Annotated in this window: 17 protein-coding genes and 1 pseudogene; 14 read left to right on the plus strand and 4 right to left on the minus strand. The window is 63.8% G+C overall.

Features of this window, described 5'->3' with window-relative positions:
- Positions 1 to 109 precede the first annotated feature (109 nt).
- The 5 genes from topA to proC all read left to right on the plus strand — a co-directional run bounded on the left by topA (position 110) and on the right by proC (position 6,539).
- Positions 110 to 2,833: a type I DNA topoisomerase gene (topA, locus tag N7568_RS06565; RefSeq protein ID WP_261609094.1), complete on the plus strand. Its 2,724-nt coding sequence runs from the start codon at positions 110 to 112 to the stop codon at positions 2,831 to 2,833.
- Between the two features lie 66 nt (positions 2,834 to 2,899).
- On the plus strand, positions 2,900 to 3,334 hold the full coding sequence (locus N7568_RS06570; RefSeq protein ID WP_141281152.1) for an SseB family protein: 435 nt from the start codon (positions 2,900 to 2,902) through the stop codon (positions 3,332 to 3,334).
- A gap of 89 nt (positions 3,335 to 3,423) precedes the next feature.
- Positions 3,424 to 4,545, plus strand: a complete 1,122-nt coding sequence (locus N7568_RS06575; protein ID WP_261609095.1) for a Ppx/GppA phosphatase family protein — start codon at positions 3,424 to 3,426, stop codon at positions 4,543 to 4,545.
- Position 4,546: 1 nt separating this feature from the next.
- Positions 4,547 to 5,380: a sugar phosphate isomerase/epimerase family protein gene (locus N7568_RS06580; protein WP_261609096.1), complete on the plus strand. Its 834-nt coding sequence runs from the start codon at positions 4,547 to 4,549 to the stop codon at positions 5,378 to 5,380.
- A gap of 328 nt (positions 5,381 to 5,708) precedes the next feature.
- Entirely contained in the window at positions 5,709 to 6,539 is an 831-nt protein-coding gene (gene proC, locus N7568_RS06585) for a pyrroline-5-carboxylate reductase (RefSeq protein ID WP_261609097.1), read from the plus strand.
- Between the two features lie 76 nt (positions 6,540 to 6,615).
- Here proC and N7568_RS06590 read toward each other — a convergent pair whose 3' ends face one another.
- Complete coding sequence (locus N7568_RS06590) at positions 6,616 to 7,254, minus strand: potassium channel family protein (RefSeq protein WP_011775951.1); 639 nt, start codon at positions 7,252 to 7,254, stop codon at positions 6,616 to 6,618.
- A 40-nt stretch (positions 7,255 to 7,294) separates the two neighbouring features.
- Positions 7,295 to 8,728 carry a TrkH family potassium uptake protein gene (locus tag N7568_RS06595; RefSeq protein WP_261609098.1) on the minus strand — a complete coding sequence of 478 codons (1,434 nt, stop codon included), beginning with the start codon at positions 8,726 to 8,728 and terminating at the stop codon, positions 7,295 to 7,297.
- Positions 8,729 to 8,831: 103 nt separating this feature from the next.
- Here N7568_RS06595 and N7568_RS06600 point away from each other — a divergent pair, with 103 nt between their 5' ends.
- The 3 genes and pseudogenes from N7568_RS06600 to gdhA all read left to right on the plus strand — a co-directional run.
- A complete protein-coding gene (locus N7568_RS06600; RefSeq protein ID WP_261609099.1) occupies positions 8,832 to 10,058 on the plus strand; it encodes an acetoin utilization protein AcuC in 1,227 nt (408 codons plus the stop codon).
- A gap of 105 nt (positions 10,059 to 10,163) precedes the next feature.
- On the plus strand, positions 10,164 to 10,733 hold the full coding sequence (locus N7568_RS06605; protein WP_261609100.1) for an ArsR/SmtB family transcription factor: 570 nt from the start codon (positions 10,164 to 10,166) through the stop codon (positions 10,731 to 10,733).
- 207 nt (positions 10,734 to 10,940) lie between these two features.
- Positions 10,941 to 12,272 (plus strand): annotated as a pseudogene (gene gdhA, locus N7568_RS06610) (NADP-specific glutamate dehydrogenase); the annotation flags it as partial.
- Positions 12,273 to 12,359: 87 nt separating this feature from the next.
- On the opposite strand, the gene N7568_RS06615 reads toward gdhA, so the two are convergent.
- Positions 12,360 to 13,691, minus strand: a complete 1,332-nt coding sequence (locus N7568_RS06615; protein ID WP_306422688.1) for an alpha-hydroxy acid oxidase — start codon at positions 13,689 to 13,691, stop codon at positions 12,360 to 12,362.
- 90 nt (positions 13,692 to 13,781) lie between these two features.
- Between N7568_RS06615 and N7568_RS06620 the strand changes: the two genes are divergently transcribed.
- Positions 13,782 to 14,480 (plus strand): FadR/GntR family transcriptional regulator, encoded by a 699-nt coding sequence (locus N7568_RS06620; RefSeq protein ID WP_261609101.1) that lies wholly within the window; start codon positions 13,782 to 13,784, stop codon positions 14,478 to 14,480.
- Positions 14,481 to 14,521: 41 nt separating this feature from the next.
- Here N7568_RS06620 and N7568_RS06625 read toward each other — a convergent pair whose 3' ends face one another.
- Positions 14,522 to 15,553 carry a LacI family DNA-binding transcriptional regulator gene (locus N7568_RS06625; protein WP_261609102.1) on the minus strand — a complete coding sequence of 344 codons (1,032 nt, stop codon included), beginning with the start codon at positions 15,551 to 15,553 and terminating at the stop codon, positions 14,522 to 14,524.
- Between the two features lie 189 nt (positions 15,554 to 15,742).
- Between N7568_RS06625 and N7568_RS06630 the strand changes: the two genes are divergently transcribed.
- The 5 genes from N7568_RS06630 to N7568_RS06650 are packed head-to-tail and all read left to right on the plus strand — an operon-like array spanning position 15,743 to position 21,689.
- On the plus strand, positions 15,743 to 17,155 hold the full coding sequence (locus N7568_RS06630) for a Gfo/Idh/MocA family protein (protein ID WP_261609506.1): 1,413 nt from the start codon (positions 15,743 to 15,745) through the stop codon (positions 17,153 to 17,155).
- Between the two features lie 29 nt (positions 17,156 to 17,184).
- The gene (locus tag N7568_RS06635) at positions 17,185 to 18,207 is read left to right on the plus strand and encodes an NAD-dependent epimerase/dehydratase family protein (protein WP_261609103.1); all 1,023 of its coding nucleotides are present in this window, start codon (positions 17,185 to 17,187) and stop codon (positions 18,205 to 18,207) included.
- Positions 18,204 to 19,109 carry a 5-dehydro-4-deoxyglucarate dehydratase gene (locus N7568_RS06640; protein ID WP_261609104.1) on the plus strand — a complete coding sequence of 302 codons (906 nt, stop codon included), beginning with the start codon at positions 18,204 to 18,206 and terminating at the stop codon, positions 19,107 to 19,109. Before N7568_RS06635 ends, N7568_RS06640 begins: the two co-directional genes overlap by 4 nt.
- Positions 19,109 to 20,257 carry a mandelate racemase/muconate lactonizing enzyme family protein gene (locus N7568_RS06645; protein WP_261609105.1) on the plus strand — a complete coding sequence of 383 codons (1,149 nt, stop codon included), beginning with the start codon at positions 19,109 to 19,111 and terminating at the stop codon, positions 20,255 to 20,257. The genes N7568_RS06640 and N7568_RS06645 overlap by 1 nt, the downstream gene beginning before the upstream one ends.
- A complete protein-coding gene (locus N7568_RS06650; RefSeq protein ID WP_261609106.1) occupies positions 20,238 to 21,689 on the plus strand; it encodes an aldehyde dehydrogenase (NADP(+)) in 1,452 nt (483 codons plus the stop codon). Before N7568_RS06645 ends, N7568_RS06650 begins: the two co-directional genes overlap by 20 nt.
- Positions 21,690 to 21,746: the final 57 nt, after the last annotated feature.

The raw sequence follows: 21,746 nt of genomic DNA on the forward strand, positions 1-21,746 counted from the left end.
CGGAAGCACCTCCGTGGTTTCCCTGCAACAACGCAGGATTCTGCAAACTATGGTGAACTAGGCCAATATGGGCACCAGCCCAATTACACATTTTTTCTGTAGGAGCACCGTGCCCAGCAAGGCAAAAACCGGCAAGAAACTCGTGATTGTCGAGTCTCCCGCCAAGAGTAAGACCATCGCCAAGTACCTCGGCGAAGGCTTCATCGTCGAGGCTTCAATTGGCCACATCCGGGACCTCCCGCAGCCGTCCGACCTCCCTGCAGAACTGAAGAAGACCTCGCTGGGCAAGTTCGCCGTCGACGTCGAAAACGACTTCAAGCCGTACTACGTTGTTTCCCCGGACAAGAAGAAGAAGGTCGCCGAGCTCAAGGCCCAGCTGAAAGACGCTGATGCGCTTTACCTCGCAACCGATGGGGACCGCGAAGGCGAGGCCATCGCGTGGCACCTCCTGGAGGTCCTGAAGCCCAAGGTCCCGGTCTACCGCATGACCTTCGGTGAAATCACCAAGGAAGCCATCCACCGCGCCATGGACAACCTGCGCGATGTGGACACCGCCTTGGTGGACGCACAGGAAACCCGCCGTATCCTTGACCGTCTTTACGGCTACGAGATCTCCCCGGTCCTGTGGCGCAAGGTTGCCCGGGGACTGTCGGCAGGCCGTGTGCAGTCCGTGGTGACCCGCATGGTGGTGGACCGCGAACGCGAACGTATGGCCTTCCGGGCAGCGTCCTACTGGGACCTCACGGGCCAGTTCGGTTCCGACTCCGGCTCCTTCAAAGCCAAGCTTGCCGCCGTGGACGGTTCAAAGGTTGCCAGTGGCCGTGACTTCAACGACAACGGGCAGCTCACCTCGTCCAGCGTCGTGCACCTTAACGAGGAACTGGCCACGTCCTTGGCGACCGGCCTGGAGAACGCCGAATTCCGTGTCCGCTCGGTGGATACCAAGCCGTACACCCGCCGCCCGGCCGCACCGTTCACCACGTCAACGCTGCAACAGGAAGCCGGCCGCAAGCTCCGCTTCTCCTCCAAGAGCACCATGCAGGTAGCCCAGCGCCTGTATGAAAACGGCTACATCACTTATATGCGTACTGACTCGTCGGCCTTGAGCGACGAAGCCCTCACGGCCTCCCGCCGCCAGGCCGCCGAGCTGTACGGTCCCGAGTATGTGCCGCAGAGCCCCCGCGTCTACGCCAACAAGGCAGCCAACGCGCAGGAAGCGCACGAGGCCATCCGACCCGCGGGAGACTCCTTCCGCACTCCGGCGCAGGTTGCCAAGCAACTGAGCGGCGATGAGTTCCGGCTGTACGAACTCATCTGGAAGCGCACGGTAGCCTCCCAGATGGCTGACGCCAAGGGTTCAACCGCCACCATCCGCCTCGGTGCAGTGGCCACTGACGGACGCGACGCCGAATTCTCGGCTTCCGGTACTGTCATCACCTTCCCGGGCTTCCTTGCCGCCTACGAAGAGGGCAAGGACGAGAGTCGCGGTGATGAGGAATCCGACGAAGCCCGTCGTCTGCCGAATGTCGCCAAGGGCGATGCCCTGTCGGCTTCGGACATCGTGGCCGTTGGCCACGAGACATCGCCGCCTCCGCGCTACACGGAAGCGTCCCTCACCGCTGAACTGGAAAAGCGGGGCATCGGCCGACCGTCCACCTACGCATCCACCATCTCCACCATCCAGGACCGTGGCTACGTCCGGAAACAGGGTTCCGCCCTGGTTCCGAGTTGGATTGCGTTCTCTGTCATCCGTTTGCTGGAGCAGCACTTCACGGATTACGTGGACTACGAGTTCACGGCCGACATGGAAGGCGACCTGGACAAGATCGCCAACGGCCAGGCTGTGGGAGCTGCCTGGCTGAAGCACTTCTACTACGGAGAAGACGCAGATCCCGGCCTGCTGAGCATCGTAAACAACCTTGGCGAGATCGACGCCCGGGAGATCAACTCCGTGCCGATCGCTGAAGGCATCACCTTGCGTGTGGGCAAGTTCGGCCCGTACCTGGAAAGCTCAATTCCCACAGTGGACGAGAAGACCGGCGAGGTGGTTGAGTCAGCACGGGCCAACGTTCCCGAGGAGTTGGCTCCGGACGAGCTCACGGCCGCCAAGGCCAAAGAGCTCATGGAGACTGCAGCCCCCGAGGAACGGGTTCTGGGAACCGATCCGCACACCGGCCACACCATTGTTGCCAAGAATGGCCGCTACGGTGCCTACGTCACTGAGATCATCCCTGAGATGACGGAGGAACAGCTGGCCAACCAGCCGGTCGAGTATTACAAAAACGGCAAGCCCAAGCCTCCCAAGAAGCCCGTGAAGGCCAAGCCGCGCACCGGTTCTTTGTTCAAGTCCATGACTGTGGACACGGTCACCCTGGACGAAGCACTCGCGCTCATGAGCTTGCCCCGTGTGCTCGGCGAGGACGCAGACGGTAACCCCATCACGGTGCAAAACGGCCGCTTCGGACCATACCTGAAGAAGGGTACGGACTCCCGTTCCATCGGATCGGAAGAGGAAATCTTCACGATCACCCTGGAACAGGCGCTGGAGATCTACTCGCAGCCCAAGCAGCGTGGGGCCCGTGCAGCCGTGCCGCCGCTGGCCGAGTTCGGTCCCGACCCTGTCTCGGAAAAGAACATCGTGGTGAAGGAAGGCCGTTTCGGCCCGTACATCACCGACGGGGTCACCAACATCACGGTCCCGCGGTCAACCTCCCTTGAGGAACTGACCCGGGAACGTGCCGTCGAGCTTTTGGCAGAAAAGCGGGCCAAGGGACCGGTCAAGCGGACCACTACCCGCAAGGCCCCGGCGAGGAAGACCGCAGCCAAAAAGTAGTCACAAAGCCGGCCGGGGCAACATTCGCGAATTGCGTCCCGGCTGGCATCGTGGTCGAGTAGAACCATGACTGAACAGACCGTTTCACCGGACAACGAACCCTTGAACGACCTCGAGGCGAAGCTCGCCTCGGCCGAGCAGCCGGACGCGAACCCGGTGGATGTCATCCTCGCTTTCCTCAACAACGAGGTCTACCTCGTCAGCTCCGAGGCCGTGGACGGTCCGGACTCGTCGGTAGAGCCGCTGGTGCTCTCCAACGCTGACGGCCAGCCCGTCCTGGCCGTATTCAGCCACCCGAGCCGGGTGGATGAGCGTTTCCTCGAAGCGGCCCCGCACGTCCTGGGCACCATGGGTTCAGCAATCCTTGGCAACATCGGAGATGAACTGGGCATGGTCATCAACCCGGGAAGCGAGTTCGGCTTCGAAATAGATCCCGAAGGCATCGCAAACATCCGTCGCGACTTCAAGCGCGCTGACGAAGCAGGGGAGCCCGCGGAATAGGGGTCGCCCAACTTTCCGGCCACCATCCCGTCAGCGAAACGTCGCCGCCAAGTTGCTTCACAAGCTTCGAATCGGTGAATAATGGCAGAATGCGTCTTGGCGTTCTAGACATCGGTTCCAACACCGTCCATCTGCTGCTTGTGGATGCTCACCCCGGCGCGCGCCCGGTAGCCTTCGCTTCACACAAGCGTCCGCTCTCGCTGGTGCAGTACCTCGACGGTGACGGCAACATCAACGACGCCGGCCAGCACGAGCTCATTGAGTTCGTCCTGGAGGCCTGGGAGTTCGCTGCCAGCCATAAGGCAGAGGATCTTCTGGCTTTCTGTACTTCGGCGATCCGCGAGGCAACCAACGGTCCCGAAGTGCTGGCGCGGGTCAAACATGAAACCACCGTGACCCTCCAGGAACTCACGGGCAGCGAAGAGGCCTCAATGACCTTCTTCGCTGTGCGTCGTTGGTACGGATGGGGCGCCGGTCCCATTCTGGACCTGGATATCGGCGGCGGCTCATTTGAAATGGCCTACGGCACCGATGAACTCCCTGAATTCGCCACGTCCGTACCACTTGGTGCCAGCCGTTTGACGCGGGACTGGCTCCACGACGATCCTCCCACCGCCAAGAGCGTCAAGGAATTGCGGCGCTATATCCGCTCCACCCTGAAACCCGTTGTCCGCAATTTCCACGAACTGGGCCGCGCCAATCTGGTGGCAGGAACGTCCAAGACTTTCCGTTCACTGGCTCGCATTGCCGGTGCGGCTCCGAGCGCCGCAGGACCATACGTGAAGCGCGAACTCCACGCGGCGGACCTCGGCCTTTGGGCCCAGCGCATTTCCGCCATGACGGTGGAGGACCGGTTGTATCTTCCGGGCGTCTCGGATGCCCGTGCCCGCCAACTGTTGGCGGGCGCACTGGTAGCGGAGGCCGCGTTGGAACTCTTTGAATTCCCAACTATGGAAATTTGTCCGTGGGCCCTTCGTGAGGGCCTGATCCTGCGGCGACTGGACCAGTTGGTCTTTGAAGAGGCGCTCGACCCCGCTCCCCATGTGGGCAAGCGGAAGAAAGACAAGAGCAAAAAGAAGGCAACCAAGGACGGCGGTAAGTCGCCGGACTATGATGAGCCCCACCCTGGCTTCAAGGATTTCCCGGTCCCTGTCAACACCCCGGCCCCTGCACCTATCCCAGCCCCCATGGCAGGCGGGCTGGCCTCCTGAGATGAGCAACGACGTCGAACCTGAAGTGAATGACCGCCAGATTCCCGTAGCGCTGTCCAGCGCGTCCGTCTACCCCCTGAGCGTCCACGACGCCTTTGCCGTGGCGCAGGACCTGGGCTATGAGGGCGTGGAGGTGATGGTCACCAATAACGCGGTGAGCCAGAACCCTGATGCCCTCATCCAGCTGAGCCACCGATACCACCAAAAGATCGTTTCCATCCACGCCCCAACTTTGCTGTTGACGCAACAGGTTTGGGGTACGGCGTGGAGCAAGATCGAGAAGTCGTGCCAGATGGCGGCAGAGGTGGACTGCGACACCGTTGTGGTGCACCCGCCCTTCCGCTGGCAGTCCAATTACGCGGAGAACTTCGTGGAGGGCGTACGGGAGATGGCAGCCACCTACCAGGTGCGCATCGCTGTGGAGAACATGTATCCGTGGCGCGTCCGTGGACGGGAAGCTGTGGCTTACCTGCCCCACTGGGATCCGCTGGGACAGGATTACGACGACGTCACTTGGGACTTCTCGCACGCCGCCACTGCCGGGGCCAACAGTTTGGAAGCCATCAAAGCCCTGGGAAGCAAGCTGCGGCACGTGCATCTCACCGACGGCTCGGGTTCCGGCAAGGACGAGCACCTGGTGCCCGGCACCGGAACGCAGCAGTGCGCGGACGCCCTGCAGCATCTGGCGGCGACGGGATTCGATGGCGTGGTGGTAGCCGAGATTTCCACCCGCAAGGCGAAGGTGGCGGGGGAGCGCGAGGAAATGCTCGCGGAAACCCTGCGGTTCGCCCGGCAGCACCTCAGCGTCCCGATGCTTCGCAGCGTAGACAACTAACGGCGTCGAGCGTTTCACGCGGTACCCGGGTTTGTTCGCCTGACCCGCCCTTCAAGGGTGTGTCAGGCAAACAAGTGCGGGATCCGCGCGACTTGGCAGCGCTTAAAAGCGAAAGCACCGGCGGCCGAATCGGGAAATGGGGGAAAACCCGCCCGGCCACCGGTGCTGCTGGCGGACATCCCCATGCCCGCCTCATCACTCGCACCCTCAATGAGGTAACTACTAAGTTACGGACCAACAATGAGTGCTGCCTGCAATAACCTTGGGAACAAGCTGGGAATCCGGAATCCGTTAGACCCCGTCCAAGGGCAACTGCAATGATGGAGCAATGAGCAACCGAATCGCATTCCTTGGCTGTGGATCCATGAACGAGGCAATCCTGGGAGGCCTGCTGGCCGCCGGGACTGACCCGTCCGACATCGTCGCCACCGTCCGTCGCGCCGAACGGGCTGACGAACTGGCCCAGCGCCACGGGGTCATGGCCATAGCGGGCGAAGAGGAGCCGGACAACAACAAGCTGGCCACCAAGGGCTCCGGCATGGTCATCCTCGGCGTAAAACCGGTAGGCATCCTCGAGTTGGCCCGGGAAATCAGCCCGGCTTTGGGGAAGGACACCATCGTTCTCAGCGTCGCGGCGGCGGTCTCTATTGCCCAGCTGGAAGCGGCGCTCCCTGAAGGCCAGCCGGTGATCCGTACCATGCCCAACACTCCGGCGAAGCTGGGCCGCGGCGTCGTCTCCGTCTCCCCGGGGACGCATTGCACACCCGAGCAGCTCGAAAGAGCCAAGAAGGCGCTGGCCGGTGCCGGTACCGTGGTGGAGATTCCCGAGGAACAGGTGGATGCCCTGTCCGCTATCAGCGGTTCCGGCCCGGCCTACGCTTTCTACCTGGCTGAAGCCATGGCTGCTGCCGGCGTGGAACTCGGCTTGGACGCCGAACTTTCCGTGATGCTTGCCCGCGAAACCGTGGCGGGCGCAGGCTTCATGTTGGCCGAACCGGGAGCAGACCCCACTGCCCTCCGCGTCGGCGTCACCAGCCCCAATGGCACCACTGAGCGCGCCATCGCCGCTTTTGACGACGGCGGGATCCCCAAGATCATCGCGGACGGCGCCCGTGCGGCTGCCGCACGTGCAGCAGAAATCACCAAGCAGCTCGGCTAACCCCCGGAGTTTTTGTACAGCTAACGCCCCTAAGAGCGCGTCTAAAGGGCGTTAGCTGTACAAAAACTCCATGCGGTTAGGGGCGCGCTGCGAAGCGCTCCAGCAGGTCCACGTGTCCGGACACGATCAACATGTCGTGGCCGGACACTTTGGTTTCCGGCCGGGCGTAGGTGAAGTCCTCGCCCGGGGTCTTCACGCCGACAATCGTCACGCCGTACTTGGAACGGACCTTGGATTCCTCCAGGGTGAAGCCCACGGTTTCCTTGGGCGGGTACATCTTGACGATCGCGTAGTCGTCGTCGAACTCGATGAAGTCCAGCATGCGCCCGGACACCAGGTGCGCGGCACGTACGCCAGCGTCTGCCTCGGGATAGATCACGTGGTTGGCGCCGATGCGGGTGAGGATCTTGCCGTGGGAGGGCGTGATGGCCTTAACCCACAGGTGCTGGATGCCGAGGTCCACCAGGTTCACGGTGATGAGCACCGAAGATTCAATGGACGTGCCCACGCCGACTACGGCTGAGCTGAACTCCTGGGCACCAAGCTGGCGCAGGGCATCGATGTTGGTGGCATCGGCCTCCACCACGTGGGTGAGCACCGGTGCCCATTTCTGGACGAGCGTGCGGTCCCGTTCGATGGCCAGGACCTCCCGGCCCTGCTTGACCAGCTGCTCAGCTGTGGCGGATCCGAAACGGCCAAGGCCAATGACCAGCACGGGTGCGTTGTGTGCGGGGCGATTGGCGGCCCCAGTGGTACTAGCCAATGATTGGCCTCTCTTCCGGGTAGTGGTACAGCTGGCTGCGTTGGCGCAGGGCGAGTCCCGCAGCAAGGGTGACGGTGCCGACGCGGCCGGCGAACATGAGCGCTGTGAGGACATACACGCCCGACGGCGGCAGCTCGGCACTGAGGTTGGTGCTGAGCCCCACGGTGGCAAAGGCGGAAATCGATTCGAAGAGCACCCGATCCAAGGAAGCTCCGCTGATGGACAGCAGCAGGAAGGCGGCCACTGAGACGAGGGTGGCTCCGGCAACGATCACCGAGATGGCTACGCGCATGGTCCCTTGGGGAATGGTGCGCCCGTAAACCTTCACGTCGGCGTCGCCGCGGGCTTCGGCCATGATGGCCAGGAACATGACGGCGATGGTGGTCACCTTGATGCCGCCGGCGGTGGAAGCCGAGCCGCCGCCCGCGAACATCAGGGCGTCGGTGAGGAGCATGGTGGTGGATTCCATATGGTTTTGGTCCACAAGGTTGAAGCCGCCGGACCGGGTCATGACGGAGGCGAACAGGGAATGCGTGATCTTGTCGCCGAAATCCATATGGCCGATGGTCCGCACGTTGTCCCACTCCATCAGGCCCCAGAGGAGAGTGCCCGCGGCGAGCAGGATGAAGGAGACCTGGATAGTGAGCTTGGTGTGAAGGTTCCACTTCCGCCAATTGAGCCCGTTCTGCTGCAGCACCATCACTACAGGGAAGCCCAGGCTGCCGAGGAAGACACCCAGCATCAGGGGGATCAGGATCCAGAGGTCAGTCTCGTAGGGAACGATTCCATCCGAGTGTGGGGTGAACCCGGCGTTGTTGAACGAGGAAATCGCATAGAAGACGCCGTGCCATACGGATTGCCAGAAGTCTTCGCCGAGCACGATGAAGCGTGGAATCAGTGCCAAGGCCAGGGCAGCCTCGATGACCACAGACGTCACGATGACGATCCGGAGCAAGGTACCCACCTCGCCTAGCCTGCCGGCGTTGTTCATGGCTTCCTGGGCGATGAGCTTGCCGCGGACACCCAGCCGCTTGCTGACCATGAGGGCCAGCAGGGAGGCGAGAGTCAGGGTGCCGAGACCTCCCACGAAGATGCCCACCAGGATGACAAGCTGGCCGAAGAAGGTCCAGTGCGTGGCGGTGGAAACAACCGTCAGTCCGGTAACGCACACACTGGAAACTGCCGTGAACATTGCCTGGTGCAGGGGAGTGACTGTGCCGGCCGTGGAAGCGGCAGGCAGGGACAACAACCCCGTAAACACCAGGATCACCACCGCGAAGACGGTTAGCGCCAGACGGGCAGGTGAGGTGTTGGCAATGTTGTCGATGAAGTCGCGCACGCGGGTGAAGATCCAGAGACCTTCCCGCTCCTGCTGGTTGGGTTGCCAGTTGGTCGGGCTCGTGGACCGCGACTGGCTTTGAGACATGGCGCTCTTCCTCGGTTGAAACAAGCTTTCCTGAGTAGTAAACCACTATTCCCGCGGCGTAACCGGGCGGTAGGCCCCTTCGGCCTCAGGTAGCCTGTTCTGGATGAACTCACGGCTTGGAACAACAGCTTCCAGCATTACGCGGTCCGCACTGCCAACGACGGTGGTGTGGGATCCAGCCATGACTGCCTACAACTTTGGTCCCGGCCATCCCATGGCTCCGCAGCGGCTGGAACTTACAGCGCGTCTGGCTGAGTCCTTGGGGCTGTTCGAACACCCGCACGTGGCGGTGGAGGCACCAAGCCTGGCAACCGACGTCGAACTTCTTACTGTGCACAGCGCCGGGTATGTGGAGGCTGTTCGCCGCGTCAGTGTGGATCCGTCCACCCCGGAGGAAGGCCGCGGGCTGGGAACCGAGGACGACCCCGCGTTTGCCGGAATGCACGAGGCCAGCGCCCGCCTTGCCGGCGGATCACTGTTGGCGGCTGATGCGATCCTTTCCGGCCAGGCTGTCCGGGCCGTGAACTTCAGCGGCGGGATGCACCATGCCGCACGGGAACGGGCCAGCGGCTTTTGCGTCTATAACGATGTTGCGTTGGCGATCCAACGGCTGCTCGACGGCGGTGTGCAGCGGATCGTCAGTATCGACGTTGACGCCCATCACGGCGACGGGACGCAAAGTATTTTCTGGAACGACCCCCGCGTCATGACCATCAGCCTCCACGAAACGGGCCTCACCCTTTTTCCTGGAACCGGCTTTGCCAATGAAACCGGAGGTCCGGACGCGCCCGGGACAGCGGTCAACGTTGCGCTTCCCACCTTCACGGGAGACGCTGCATGGCTGCGGGCCTTCCATGCTGTGGTTCCACAACTTGTGGGCGCGTTCCAACCCGAAGTGATTGTCAGCCAGCACGGCTGCGACTCCCACCGGGACGATCCCCTGACGCACCTCACACTGAGTGTCGACGGGCAGCGTGAGGCGGCCTCCGCCGTCGCGAGCCTTGCCGCACGCTACTGTGACAACCGTTGGATCGCTACCGGGGGAGGCGGCTACGACGTCACCGGTGTTGTGCCGCGTGCCTGGAGCCATCTGATTGGAATGGTGACTCAACGCCCGGTGCAGCTCAGTACCCCAGTGCCGGAGGCCTGGCGGACATATGTGAAGGAAACGTACGGCGTGCGGGCACCGGAGTCGATGGGCGACGACGTGGACATCTGGTGGCGCTCGTGGGAAGTCGGCTACGATCCTGCGGACGAGGTTGACCGGACGGTCATTGCGACGCGCAAGGAAATTTTCCCGCTGTACGGTTTGGATCCCTGGTTCGACTGATGGCGGCGGGCCAGGAATGCTCCGGCCGCCCCGATGAGATCCATGGGCCCTTCCAGCCACGAAACAGGGATGCCAATTGGCGTATATGTCGCTAGGGTGGGAGGCATGGTGACTGACGACGTATTTGCCGTCATAGCTGAGGCAACCAGGCGCGATATCCTGGTCTCCCTCCGCTCTGGGGATAAAGCAGTAGGCGAATTGGTGGAAGAACTGGCCGCAAGCCAGCCCACAATCTCCAAGCATCTTAAGGTGCTCCGCGAGGCAGACCTCGTCAGCATGCGCGCGCAGGGCCAGAAGCGCTTCTACGCGCTGAATCCCAAGCCGCTCGCCGGCGTCGCGAGCTGGCTCGAAACGTTCGACGTCGGATCCGCGGCGGCCGCCGTCGTCGCGCCTTCTGTAGAGCTGCCCTCGGCTGATGTTCCGGCTGCGGCTGTGGTTGCTCCTGCGGCAGCCACCGACGCTGCACCCGAACCGGCCACGACGCGCGCCGACGCCATTGGCCAGGCCGTGAAGGTTCACGCCAGCGGAACGCCGGTTTCCCTGGACCTGACGTCGGACGATACGGTGCCCCAACAGATCGGCCGCACCGTTGGCCGCGCTGCCACTAAGGCCGCTGATCTTCTGGCTAATCTTCCGAACCTGCCAAACCTTCCCAAGTTCGGGCGTAAGCGGTAGCCAGCAACACTCTAACGTGATCCTCCTCACATTGTGAGTTTTTGTTAACCTTGCATTTCCTTGTGTTTTCAACGATTTTCTACAGTTGTGTTAACTCCGCTGGAAGGGTCACATTGGCTCCGGATGGAGATCCTATGTCCCTCGGTGCAACCATGGGCGGGACTAATCGTCTCGCCGCGGGTCGGCGCACTGAGGATAGGAACACGCATGGATTCAAGGCTCGAAGCTGTCCGCGACACCGTGTTGGCACGGAACCCGGGGGAGAAGGAATTCCACCAGGCCGTCACTGAGGTCTTCGAAAGCCTTGGCCCTGTTCACGATCGTCACCCCGAGTTCCTTGAGGGCGCTGTCCTGGAACGCCTGTGCGAACCCGAGCGGCAGATCATCTTCCGTGTCCCCTGGACCGACGACGCCGGCCGGGTGCACGTCAACCGCGGCTTCCGCGTCGAATTCAACTCAGCCCTTGGCCCGTACAAGGGTGGGCTCCGCTTCCACCCTTCGGTCTACTTGGGAATCGTGAAGTTCCTCGGCTTCGAGCAGATCTTCAAGAATGCCCTCACCGGCATGCCCATTGGCGGCGGCAAGGGTGGCTCGGACTTCGACCCCCGCGGGCGTTCCGACGCCGAAATCATGCGTTTCTGCCAGTCCTTCATGACGGAGCTGTACCGCCACATCGGCGAATACACTGACGTCCCCGCCGGTGACATTGGCGTAGGCGGCCGCGAAATCGGCTACCTCTTTGGCCAGTACAAGCGCATCACCAACCGCTACGAATCCGGGGTCCTGACGGGCAAGGGCATTTCGTGGGGCGGGTCCTTGGTGCGGCCTGAGGCCACCGGCTACGGCACCGTGATCTTCGCCCAGGAGATGCTCAAGACCCGGGGCCAGTCCTTTGATGGCCAGCGCGTTGTTGTCTCGGGTTCGGGCAACGTTGCCATCCATGCGATTGCCAAAGCCCAGGCCCTCGGGGCAACGGTGGTGGCCTGTTCCGATTCCGCCGGGTACATCGTGGATGAGGCTGGGATCGACGTCGCGCTTCTGAGCCAAATCAAGGAAGTGGAGCGCGGGCGACTGACCGAATATGCCGCGCGCCGGTCCGGTGCCAGCCATGTTGCCGGCGGTTCGGTGTGGGACGTCAATGGAACTGTTGCACTGCCATGCGCCACCCAGAACGAGCTCGACGGCGATGCTGCCGCCAAGCTGGTCAGCAACGGACTGATCGCGGTGGCCGAGGGGGCCAACATGCCTTCCACGCGTTCAGCCGTATCTGTGTTCCAGGAAGCCGGGATCCTCTTCGGGCCTGGCAAAGCTGCCAATGCCGGTGGTGTAGCTACCTCTGCGCTGGAAATGCAGCAGAACGCCAGTCGGGATTCCTGGTCGTTTGAGCACACCGAGCAGCGCCTCACCGAGATCATGGTGGGCATCCACGACCGCTGCGCTGCGACTGCCGACGAATACGGTGCGTCCGGAAACTACGTGGTGGGCGCCAACATCGGCGGCTTCGTCACGGGTGCCGTGGCCCGGCGTGCCCCGGGCCTGACCTACCCCGCCTTACCCCACCTGGGTCGCAGCAAACGCCCTTTTGAGCGCTCAAACGGGCGTTTGCTGCGACCTGCACGGGTGCGGTCAGCGCTGGAGCAGCCGCACGTGGTCCGGGTTCAAGTCTGAGACTTTGCTGACGCCCAGCAGCGCCATGGTCCGGGTCATGTCCTTCTCGAGGATCTGGATGGTGCGGTCCACGCCTTCGCGTCCACCGGCCATGAGTCCGTAGAGGTAAGCGCGGCCGATGAGCGCAAAGTCGGCGCCCAAGGCAAGAGCTGCAACGATGTCAGCGCCGCTCATGATGCCCGTGTCCAGCATGACCGCGGCCTTGCTGTTGTCCGCCTTCAGTGCCGTGGTGACCTCCGGCAGCAGGTGGAATGGGATGGGTGCGCGGTCCAGTTGGCGGCCGCCGTGGTTGGACAGGATGATGCCGTCCGCGCCGTGGTCCACTACCTTGCGGGCGTCCTCCACGGTCTGGATGCCCTTGACCACCAGCTTGCCCTTCCACGTTTCACGCAGCCAGTCCAGGTCCTCGTAAGTCAGGGTGGGGTCGAACATCGAGTTGATGAGATCGGCCACGGTGCCGGTGTAACGCGAGAGCGAAGCGAAGGTCAAGGGCTCGTGCGTGAGGAAGTTGAACCACCAGGCCGGGCGGTAGGATGCGTCCAGCACGGTTTTGATCGTCAATGCCGGCGGGATGGTCATGCCGTTGCGGACATCACGAAGGCGGGCGCCGGCAACTGCGGTGTCCACGGTGACCATCAGGGTGTCGTTGCCGGCCTTGGCGGCCCGTTCGATCAGTTCGAGGGAGCGGGCGCGGTCCGTCCAGAGGTACAGCTGGAACCAGTTGCGGCCGTTCGGGGCGGCGGTGGCCACGTCTTCGATCGACGCAGTGCCCATGGTGGACAGGGTGTAGGGAATGCCCGCAGCTTCAGCGGCCTGCGAGCCCGCGTACTCGCCTTCGGACTGCATCATGCGCGTGAAACCCGTGGGCGCAATACCGAACGGCAGGCGTGACTCCTTGCCCAGGATGTCCGTGCGGAGATCGATCTTCGAGACGTCGCGCAGGATGCCCGGGCGGAACTCGATGTCCTGGAACGCCTGGCGCGCACGGCGCAGGGTGATCTCTTCTTCGGCCGCACCATCGGTGTAGTCGAACGGGGCCTGCGGGGTGCGGCGCTTGGCGATGTCCCGCAGTTCCCAAATGGTGCTGGCGCGCTTGAGCCGTGCTGTCTTGCTGAATTCGGGCTTCTTGAACTGCATCAGCGGCGCCAGGTCGGCCACCTTGGGGACGCGGCGCTTCAGTGCCGGGGGCTGCACGACGGCGGGACGCGGCTGGGACGGGCGTGTCACGTTTTTGTCGCTCCCGGCGTTGGCAGGCGCGGCTGTGATCTTGGGATCGAGGGTGTCGGTCATGCGGTTCTCCCTTGAATTCTGTGGTCTTACCACTGTGGTCTAACCACACTGTAATCCATGTGGTTGGACCACATCAACTAGTATTCCGTTATGCGTACCCATGAGTTGGTCCTGCAATGGATCGAGAAGCAGTTGTCTGACGGAGACCTCGCCCTTGGTGGCCGGCTGCCCGGGGAACGCACCATGGCTGAACAGCTCAAGGTTTCCCGGACGTCCGTGCGCGAAGCAGTCCGCATCCTTGAGGCGATGGGTGTGGTCCGCGCCGGCGTGGGCTCGGGGAAGGATGCCGGGACCGTGGTCATCGCCGAGCCTGGCTCTGCGCTGGGTTCCACGCTGAGGCTGCACGTGGCCACGCGCCATCTTCCCGTGGCGGACATCGTGGAGACCCGCGTCCTGCTGGAATCGTGGGCGGCTGAACGGGCGCAGGTGGGCGTGCCGGAGCTGGCGGAAGCCGCGGAGCTGCTGGATCACATGGACGTTGCCCCGGATATCGATACTTTCCTTGCCCTGGACGCCCGTTTCCATGTGGCGCTCGCGCAGGCTGCCGGCAACACCGTGGTCAGCGCCATGATGGCCTCGCTGAGGGGCGCGATCGAGAATTACGCAGGCGAGCTGACCGGAAACCTTCCTGACTGGAACGCAACCTCAGCCCGGCTTCGGGCGGAGCATCGTGCCATTCTCGCCGCGGTGAACAACAACGACGGCGGGAAGGCCGCTGAGCTGGTGGCCGCCCACATCCAGGGCTTCTACAAAGAGGCCGGAGTGGGCGCAAACCCCTCACCCAAGTGACACTAAATGCCAATGTTCGCGCCGAACATTGGCGCTAACTGTCAACTCGCGGGCTTGAGGGCCGGCGCTGCGGTGCTCTTGCGGATCTCCATCCTGGGCGAGAATTCGTCCTGAGCCTGCGTGGTGGTTTCGCCGGCCTGCTGGATCTGTTCCCGCATCCTTCGCCAGGCCAGGCTTCCGAGTTCGTTGATTGGTACGGCGGCGGTGGTCAGAGGGGGAGTGGTGTATTTGGCGAACGGGATGTCGTCGAAGCCTGTCACCGAGATGTCCTCCGGCACCCGCACTCCGCGCTCATGCAGGCCGCTGAGGAGCCCCATGGCCACGAGGTCGTTGAAGGCCAGGATTCCGGTGGCACCACTGGCAATGATGGCCTCGGTGGACTCATGGCCGGAATCGAAGTTGGAGCCGCCGTGGAGCATCTGCAGTTCGATCTCCGGGTGCTCTGCGCGGAACTGGTCCAGGCCCACCAGGCGTTGGCGGTTGGAGGCGCTGTGCTCGGGTCCGGAGAGGAACACCAGCCGCCGGTGCCCCAGTGACACCAGGTGCTGCGCCAATTCCTGAATGCCCTGTCCGTAGTCCACGCTCAGGCTCGGGGTGTTGGTGGCAATGGTGGTGCGGTTGATGAGCACCAGTGGATGCAGGGTGGGCGCCAGCTCTTCTAGTTCGGCGTCAGCCATGCGCGGGGCGCAGAGCACCACGCCGTCACAGCGGCGCCGGGCTTCGCCAGCCAGGATCGCTTCCTCGCTGGTGACTTCCGAGGAGTCGGCGATCAGGACGCGGTACCCGTCCTGGGCTGCTGCGATGCTGAGCCCGCGGAGGATCGCCTGGAAGGTGGGGTTGGCCAGGTCCGGGACAACGATGCCTATGGTGTCAGTCTTTCCCAGTGCGAGGCTGCGACCCACCGGGTTGGGCTGGTACTTCAATTCGGCTGCGGCTGCCCGAACCCGCGCCGCGATCCCGGGATCCACTGCGGCGTTACCGTTCATGACGCGGGACACGGTGGCGTGCGATACGCCGGCCTTCTCCGCGACATCAGCTATCCCGACGCGCCTGTTGGTGTTCCTGCGTGCCATGTGGCCCCTTCCCATTGGTCGTCTCCCGAATGCACCGTCGTTGGAGCAGTGGTTGACGTGACCACCAGAGTCTTGATACAAAGCTTATAACGCTCCGAGAAAACGCTTTCTCATGATTCTTCCCATACGAAGCCGGGCCGTCAAGCGGTTCACTCCTGCCTTTTGAAAGGGGCATCTCTCATGGCCAACATGGTCACCGTCGACTCAGCCAAGACCCAGAACGAAACGGCCACTCCCACAGCCCACGCCGAAGGCGGCAAGCGCACGCGCATTGCCCTGATCGGAACCGGGGGTCGCTCGGAAATGTATATCCGGGCCATCTACGGACAGCACTCGGACGTCGCGGAACTCATTGCGCTCTCCGACGTCAACCAAGGCCGCGTGGACTTCTACCAGGCGCTGATCAAGGAACTCGGCGGAACAGAACCGGTGGCTTCCTTCAAGCCCGGCGAACTCACCAGCTTCATCCAGTCCAACGGTATCGAGCGCGTCATCGTCACCACGCCCGACTACACCCACGCGGACTACATCGTTGAGGCGCTCGAGGCGGGTGCCGACGTCGTGGTTGAAAAGCCGCTGACGATTGACGTTGACGGATGCCGCCGCATCACCGAAGCGGTAGCCAACACCGGCCGCAACGTAGTGGTCACATTCAACTACCGCTACTCGCCGCGCAACACGGCACTGAAGGAAGTCATCCAGAACGGCGTGATCGGCAAGGTCACGTCCATCGACTTCAGCTGGGTGCTGGACACTGTGCACGGCGCAGATTACTTCCGTCGCTGGCACCGCGAAAAGAAGAACTCCGGCGGCCTGCTCATCCACAAGGCATCGCACCACTTCGACCTGGTCAACTGGTGGATCAACGACGTTCCGGAGCGCGTGTTCGCCTCCGGTGGCCTGCGCTTTTACGGCGACAAGAACGCTGCCGAACGTGGCCTGGGAGCCCGTCCTGAGCGGGGCACCGTTGACGGCCTGGAGCATGATCCCTTCCGCTTGGACATGCGCGAGGACGAGCGCCTGAAGGCCCTGTACTACGACAACGAAAAGTTTGACGGCTACATCCGTGACCAGGACGTTTTCACCGAGGGCATCACCATCGAGGACAACCTTGCACTGGTGGTGGACTACCAAGGCGGCCCCACGCTGAGCTACTCGCTGAACGCCCACAGTCCGTGGGAAGGCTACCGCGTCACTGTCAACGGCACCGAGGGCCGGGCCGAACTCGAAGTGGTGGAACGCGCCGCCGTCGAATCCAGCACCGACAAGAAGACCGTGGTGGACCCGAGCGCGACGCCCATCGAGGAGGAAGACGCGGTACGCCGCAACGGCGAACGGCTGGTGGTCCAGCGCCACTGGGAGGCGGCCTACGAAGTCCCTATCGTCAACGGCGAAGGCGGCCACGGTGGCGGCGACAACCTGCTGCTCTCGGACCTCTTCAACGGTCCCGGCGTTGACCCGCTGGGCCGCCCGTCCGGCTACATCGACGGACTCCGTTCCGTATCGGTGGGCATCGCCGGCAACCAGTCCCTCGACACCGACCTTCCCGTCCGCATCAGCGAACTCGGCCTCGGCGCAGACCTCAGCCGCAGCCAGGCCTGACCGGTTCACTACCAAGCAAGGAAAAGACCATGAGCAGGATTTTCGTCACCGGCGGCTCCGGGCGACTCGGCCGAAGCGTCGTGGCCGGCCTCGCCGATGCGGGCCACAAGGTCATCTCGGTTGACCGGGACGCCATCCCGGCGGATCAACTCCCCGCCGGAGCCGAACAGCACACCGCAGATCTGCTGGCACCGGGGGAAGCGGAGCGGCTCATCCGCGAAACAGCGCCCGACGCCGTCATCCACCTCGCTGCTATTGCCGTACCTTTCAGCGCACCCGAGGACGTCATTTTCAGCACGAACACCCGGCTCGCCTACGCGGTGGTCAGCGCGGCCACCGACGCCGGCGTGCCAAAGATCGTGACGGCAAGCAGCCCCACCGCCCTGGGCTATGGCTCACCGGCCGGGTGGCTGCCGCCGTCGTTCCCTTTGAACGAGCAGACGCCGCCCAAACCGTGGAACGCCTATGCGTTGTCCAAACTGATCGCCGAACAGACCGTGCAGATGTTCGCGGCCGCACAGGGCCACAAGATCAGGTATGCAGCATTCCGTCCGTGCTACGTCATCTCCCCGGAGGAGTGGGAAGGTGCGCCGACGCAACAAGGGCACACTGTCCGTGAGCGGCTGGACGATCCCGCCCTTTCGGCGCCCGCGCAGTTCAACTATGTGGATGCCCGGGACGTGGCCGACTTCCTGGACGTACTCCTGGCCAAGATGGACTCGATCCCCAACGGCGAAGTCTTCTTCGTTGGCGCGAAGGATGCCCTGGCAACGGCGCCCCTCGCGGAGCTCTACCCGCGTTTCCTTCCCGGCAGCGGACCGCTCACGGAACACCTGACCGGCACCAGCCCGGCGTTCTCCATCGACAAAGCCCGCGAGCTCCTCGGCTGGGAGCCGAAACGCACGTGGCGCACCGAGCTCACCCCGGCCTACGAAGGCGTCGACACCGCATCTGACCAAGAGAACCACCAAGCAGCACCCAACCCCGCAGCACTCAATGACGAGAACCACGCCGGCCTGGTCCCGGCGGGAGCAACCAAGGAGACCCCATGAACTTCGACGGCGTACTGTTTTTCCCCGTCACTCCCTTCGCTGAAGACGGCACCGTCGAGGTGGCGTTGTTGAAGGAGCACATCACCTCCCGCCTGCCGTTCGGCCCGGGCGGCGTCTTCGCCGCCTGCGGCACCGGTGAATTCCATGCACTCTCCATCGATGAGATCCGCACCGTGGTGACCGCCGCCGTCGAGGCTGTTGCTGGAGCTGTTCCCGTGGTCTCCGGTGCCGGTGGACCGCTGGGTCACGCCATCGCGGCAGCCAAAGTGGCCGAGGAAGCCGGCGCGGATGCCCTCCTGGTGCTCCCGCCCTACCTCGTTACCGGTCCCACGGACGGTGTAGTGGCCTACGTCGAGGCCATCGCCGCCGCGAGCAGCCTGCCGGTGATTGTTTACCACCGCGGTACGGCCAAGTTCACCGCAGAGGCCATCACGCGCCTCACCGCCAATCCGAAGGTTGTGGGCTTCAAGGATGGAATTGGCGACGTCGGCCTGGCCCAGGAAATCGTCTCCGCGATCAATGCCAGCGGCCGCACCGACTTCGCCCTGTTCAACGGCCTGCTGACCGCAGAGCTGACCCAGGGTGCCTACCGTGGCCTGGGCATCCCGCTCTACTCCTCGGCAGCGTTCGCCATGGCCCCCGAAATCGCCAAGGCCTACTACGACGCTTACGTCTCCGGTGATGAAGAGCGCCGCCATGCTCTGCTCGAAGGGTTCTACGCTCCGCTGGTCCGGCTCCGCGACCAGACTCCGGGCTTTGGCGTTTCCCTCATCAAGGCGGGTCTGCGCCTCGCCGGGCTGCCCGTTGGCCCGGTCCGTCCGCCGCTGGTCGATCCCAGCGAGGAACAACTGCTGGAGCTCAAGTCCATCCTGGCCAAGGGCCACGAGCTGGCCGGCAGCTGATGCCGGCCCGCATCACGGGCCTCACCACCCGGCTGATCACGGTCCCGCTGCTGCGCAGCTGGGGTGCCGAAGCGCCCGAGAACCATGTGATCGTCACCGAACTGACCACGGACGACGGCGGGACGGGCCACGGTTTCTCGTGGACACCTACCATTGGTCCCCAGGCGGTCAAGGCCCTGCTGGACCACGACATCGCACCGTTCATCGTGGGTTTGGAGGCCAACCCGGAGATCGTGTGGGACCAGCTCTGGAAGCGCCTGCACGAGGCCGGCGGGGGCGGGCTCACCACCATTGCGATGGCCGGCGTGGACCTCGCCCTCTGGGACCTGAAAGCACGGCAGGCCGGCACGTCGGTCACCGGGCTTTTGGGCCAGCGCCAGGAGTCCGTGGAGGTCTACGGTTCCGGCGTGAACCTGCATTACTCCCTGGAGCAGCTGGTGGAGCAAGCCCAGCGGTGGGTTGCTGCCGGGCACAACGCCGTGAAGATCAAGGTGGGCAAGACCGAGCTCCGGGAAGACGCAGAGCGCGTTGCCGCAGTGCGGGCAGTGATCGGCCCGGACCGGTTGCTCATGATCGACGCCAACCAGCGTTGGGACCTGGCCCATACCTTCCGTGCTTTGGACGTTTTGGGGGAGTACGGACTGGAGTGGTTGGAAGAACCCATCCGCGCCGACGACCTCTGGGCTTACCGGCGTCTGCGCAAGCAGTCGCCGGTGCCCATTGCGTTGGGTGAGAACGTCCACACGATCTTCCGCTTCCGCGACTTCATCGAAGCGGAAGCCGTAGACATCATCCAGCCCAATATTGTCCGCGTGGGCGGTATTACGCCGTTCCGCAGGATCGTTGAGCTTGCCCGTGCCAACAGCATCCGGGTGGCGCCGCACCTGCTTCCGGAGCTCTCCGGGCAGCTGGCGCTCACCTTGGCCGAAGCCGTGAGCGTGGAGGACGTGGAAGATGCGTCGTTCGAACAGCTCGGCATCCTGGCCGGACCTTCGCCGGTACGGATCACCAACAGCAGGCTCACTTCGTCGGGCCTTCCCGGGCTTGGTTTCGACTTCACCGGGAAACCACCACAGCCACAGGTGCCGGCCCCAGACAGCTCCGCCCCTGAGAGTAAAGGAAACCGCATTGAGTACAGCAACTCTTGACCTGACCGCCATCACGGCGGCAGCCACCGAAGCCGCAAAGGTGACCGCAGCAGCTTCCGACGCCGAGCGCGCGGCCTGGCTGACCGCCGTCGCCGACGCCTTGGACGCCAACGTCACCGAACTCGTGGCCATTGCCGATTCCGAGACAAGCCTTGGCACCGTCCGGCTCACCGGGGAGGTGGCCAGGACCAGTGGGCAGCTGAGGCTGTTCGCCAACGTGATCACCGAGGGTTCCTACCTGGAAGCCGTGATCGATCACGCTGACCCTGCGGCTACTCCGCCCAAGCCCGACCTGCGCCGCATCCTGCGTCCGATCGGTCCGGTAGCCGTGTTCTCGGCGTCGAACTTCCCGTTCGCCTTCTCCGTGGCCGGTGGCGACACCGCCTCCGCGCTGGCAGTGGGTTGCCCGGTGATCGTCAAGGCGCACTCAGGGCACCTTCGCCTTTCCGAGCGCACCGCTGAGATTGTCAGCGAAGCCCTTGCCAAGGCCGGAGCCCCGGAAGGGATCTTCGCGCTGGTCAGCGGCCGCGAAGCAGGCACAGCCCTGGTCCAGGACCCCGCCATCAAGGCCGTTGGCTTCACCGGCTCCATTCCCGGTGGACGCGCGCTGTTTGACCTCGCGGCCTCCCGCCCGGAGCCGATCCCGTTCTACGGTGAGCTCGGCAGCCTGAACCCCGTGGTCATCACTGCGGATGCCTTGGCCGAACGTGGCCAGCAGCTCGCCGCAGGTCTGGCGGGCTCGTTCACGATGGGGGCCGGCCAGTTCTGCACCAAGCCGGGACTCGTGTTCATTCCGGCCGGCACGGACTTTGCGTCACACCTGGCTGAGGCCAGCAAGGACAAGCCCACCGCTGCCATGCTCACCGAGCGCATCGCCGAGGCCTACCCGGACGGGCTCCGGAACGTCGCAGACCAGCCGGGTGTCGCCGTCGTCAGTGGCACCGTCCAGCAGGACAGCCTGGCCGACGGCGCCGCACCTGTGGTGTTCTCCACCAGCGCGGCCAACGTCCTGGAACGTCCCGAGGAGCTGTTGGAGGAGTGCTTCGGCCCCACCACGCTCCTCATCGAGTACGCCAACCAGGAGGAACTGTCCGCGGCCCTGGCCAAGGTTCCGGGCAGCCTTACAGGCACGGTGCACGCGGAACCGGGTGAAGACGTCTCCGCACTTGTGGAGCAGCTCAGCGGCTTGGCCGGAAGGGTCCTGTTCGACGGCTGGCCCACAGGTGTTGCCGTGAACTGGGCCCAGCAGCACGGCGGTCCGTACCCGGCCACGACGTCGCTGTTCACTTCGGTGGGAGCCACCGCAGTCCGCCGTTTCCAGCGCCCGGTAGCCTACCAGGACGCTCCGGAGACTGTGCTGCACCCTGCGCTGCACGACGCCAACCCGCTGGGCATCCCGAGGCGCGTGGACGGCATACTCACACTCCGCTGACCCACCCGCAACCAGCTGGGTAAGGGCAGACGAAAGGGGCGGGGTCACCACGGTGAC

This window comes from Paenarthrobacter aurescens, assembly GCF_025421775.1.
GTDB classification, from domain to species: domain Bacteria; phylum Actinomycetota; class Actinomycetes; order Actinomycetales; family Micrococcaceae; genus Arthrobacter; species Arthrobacter aurescens_B.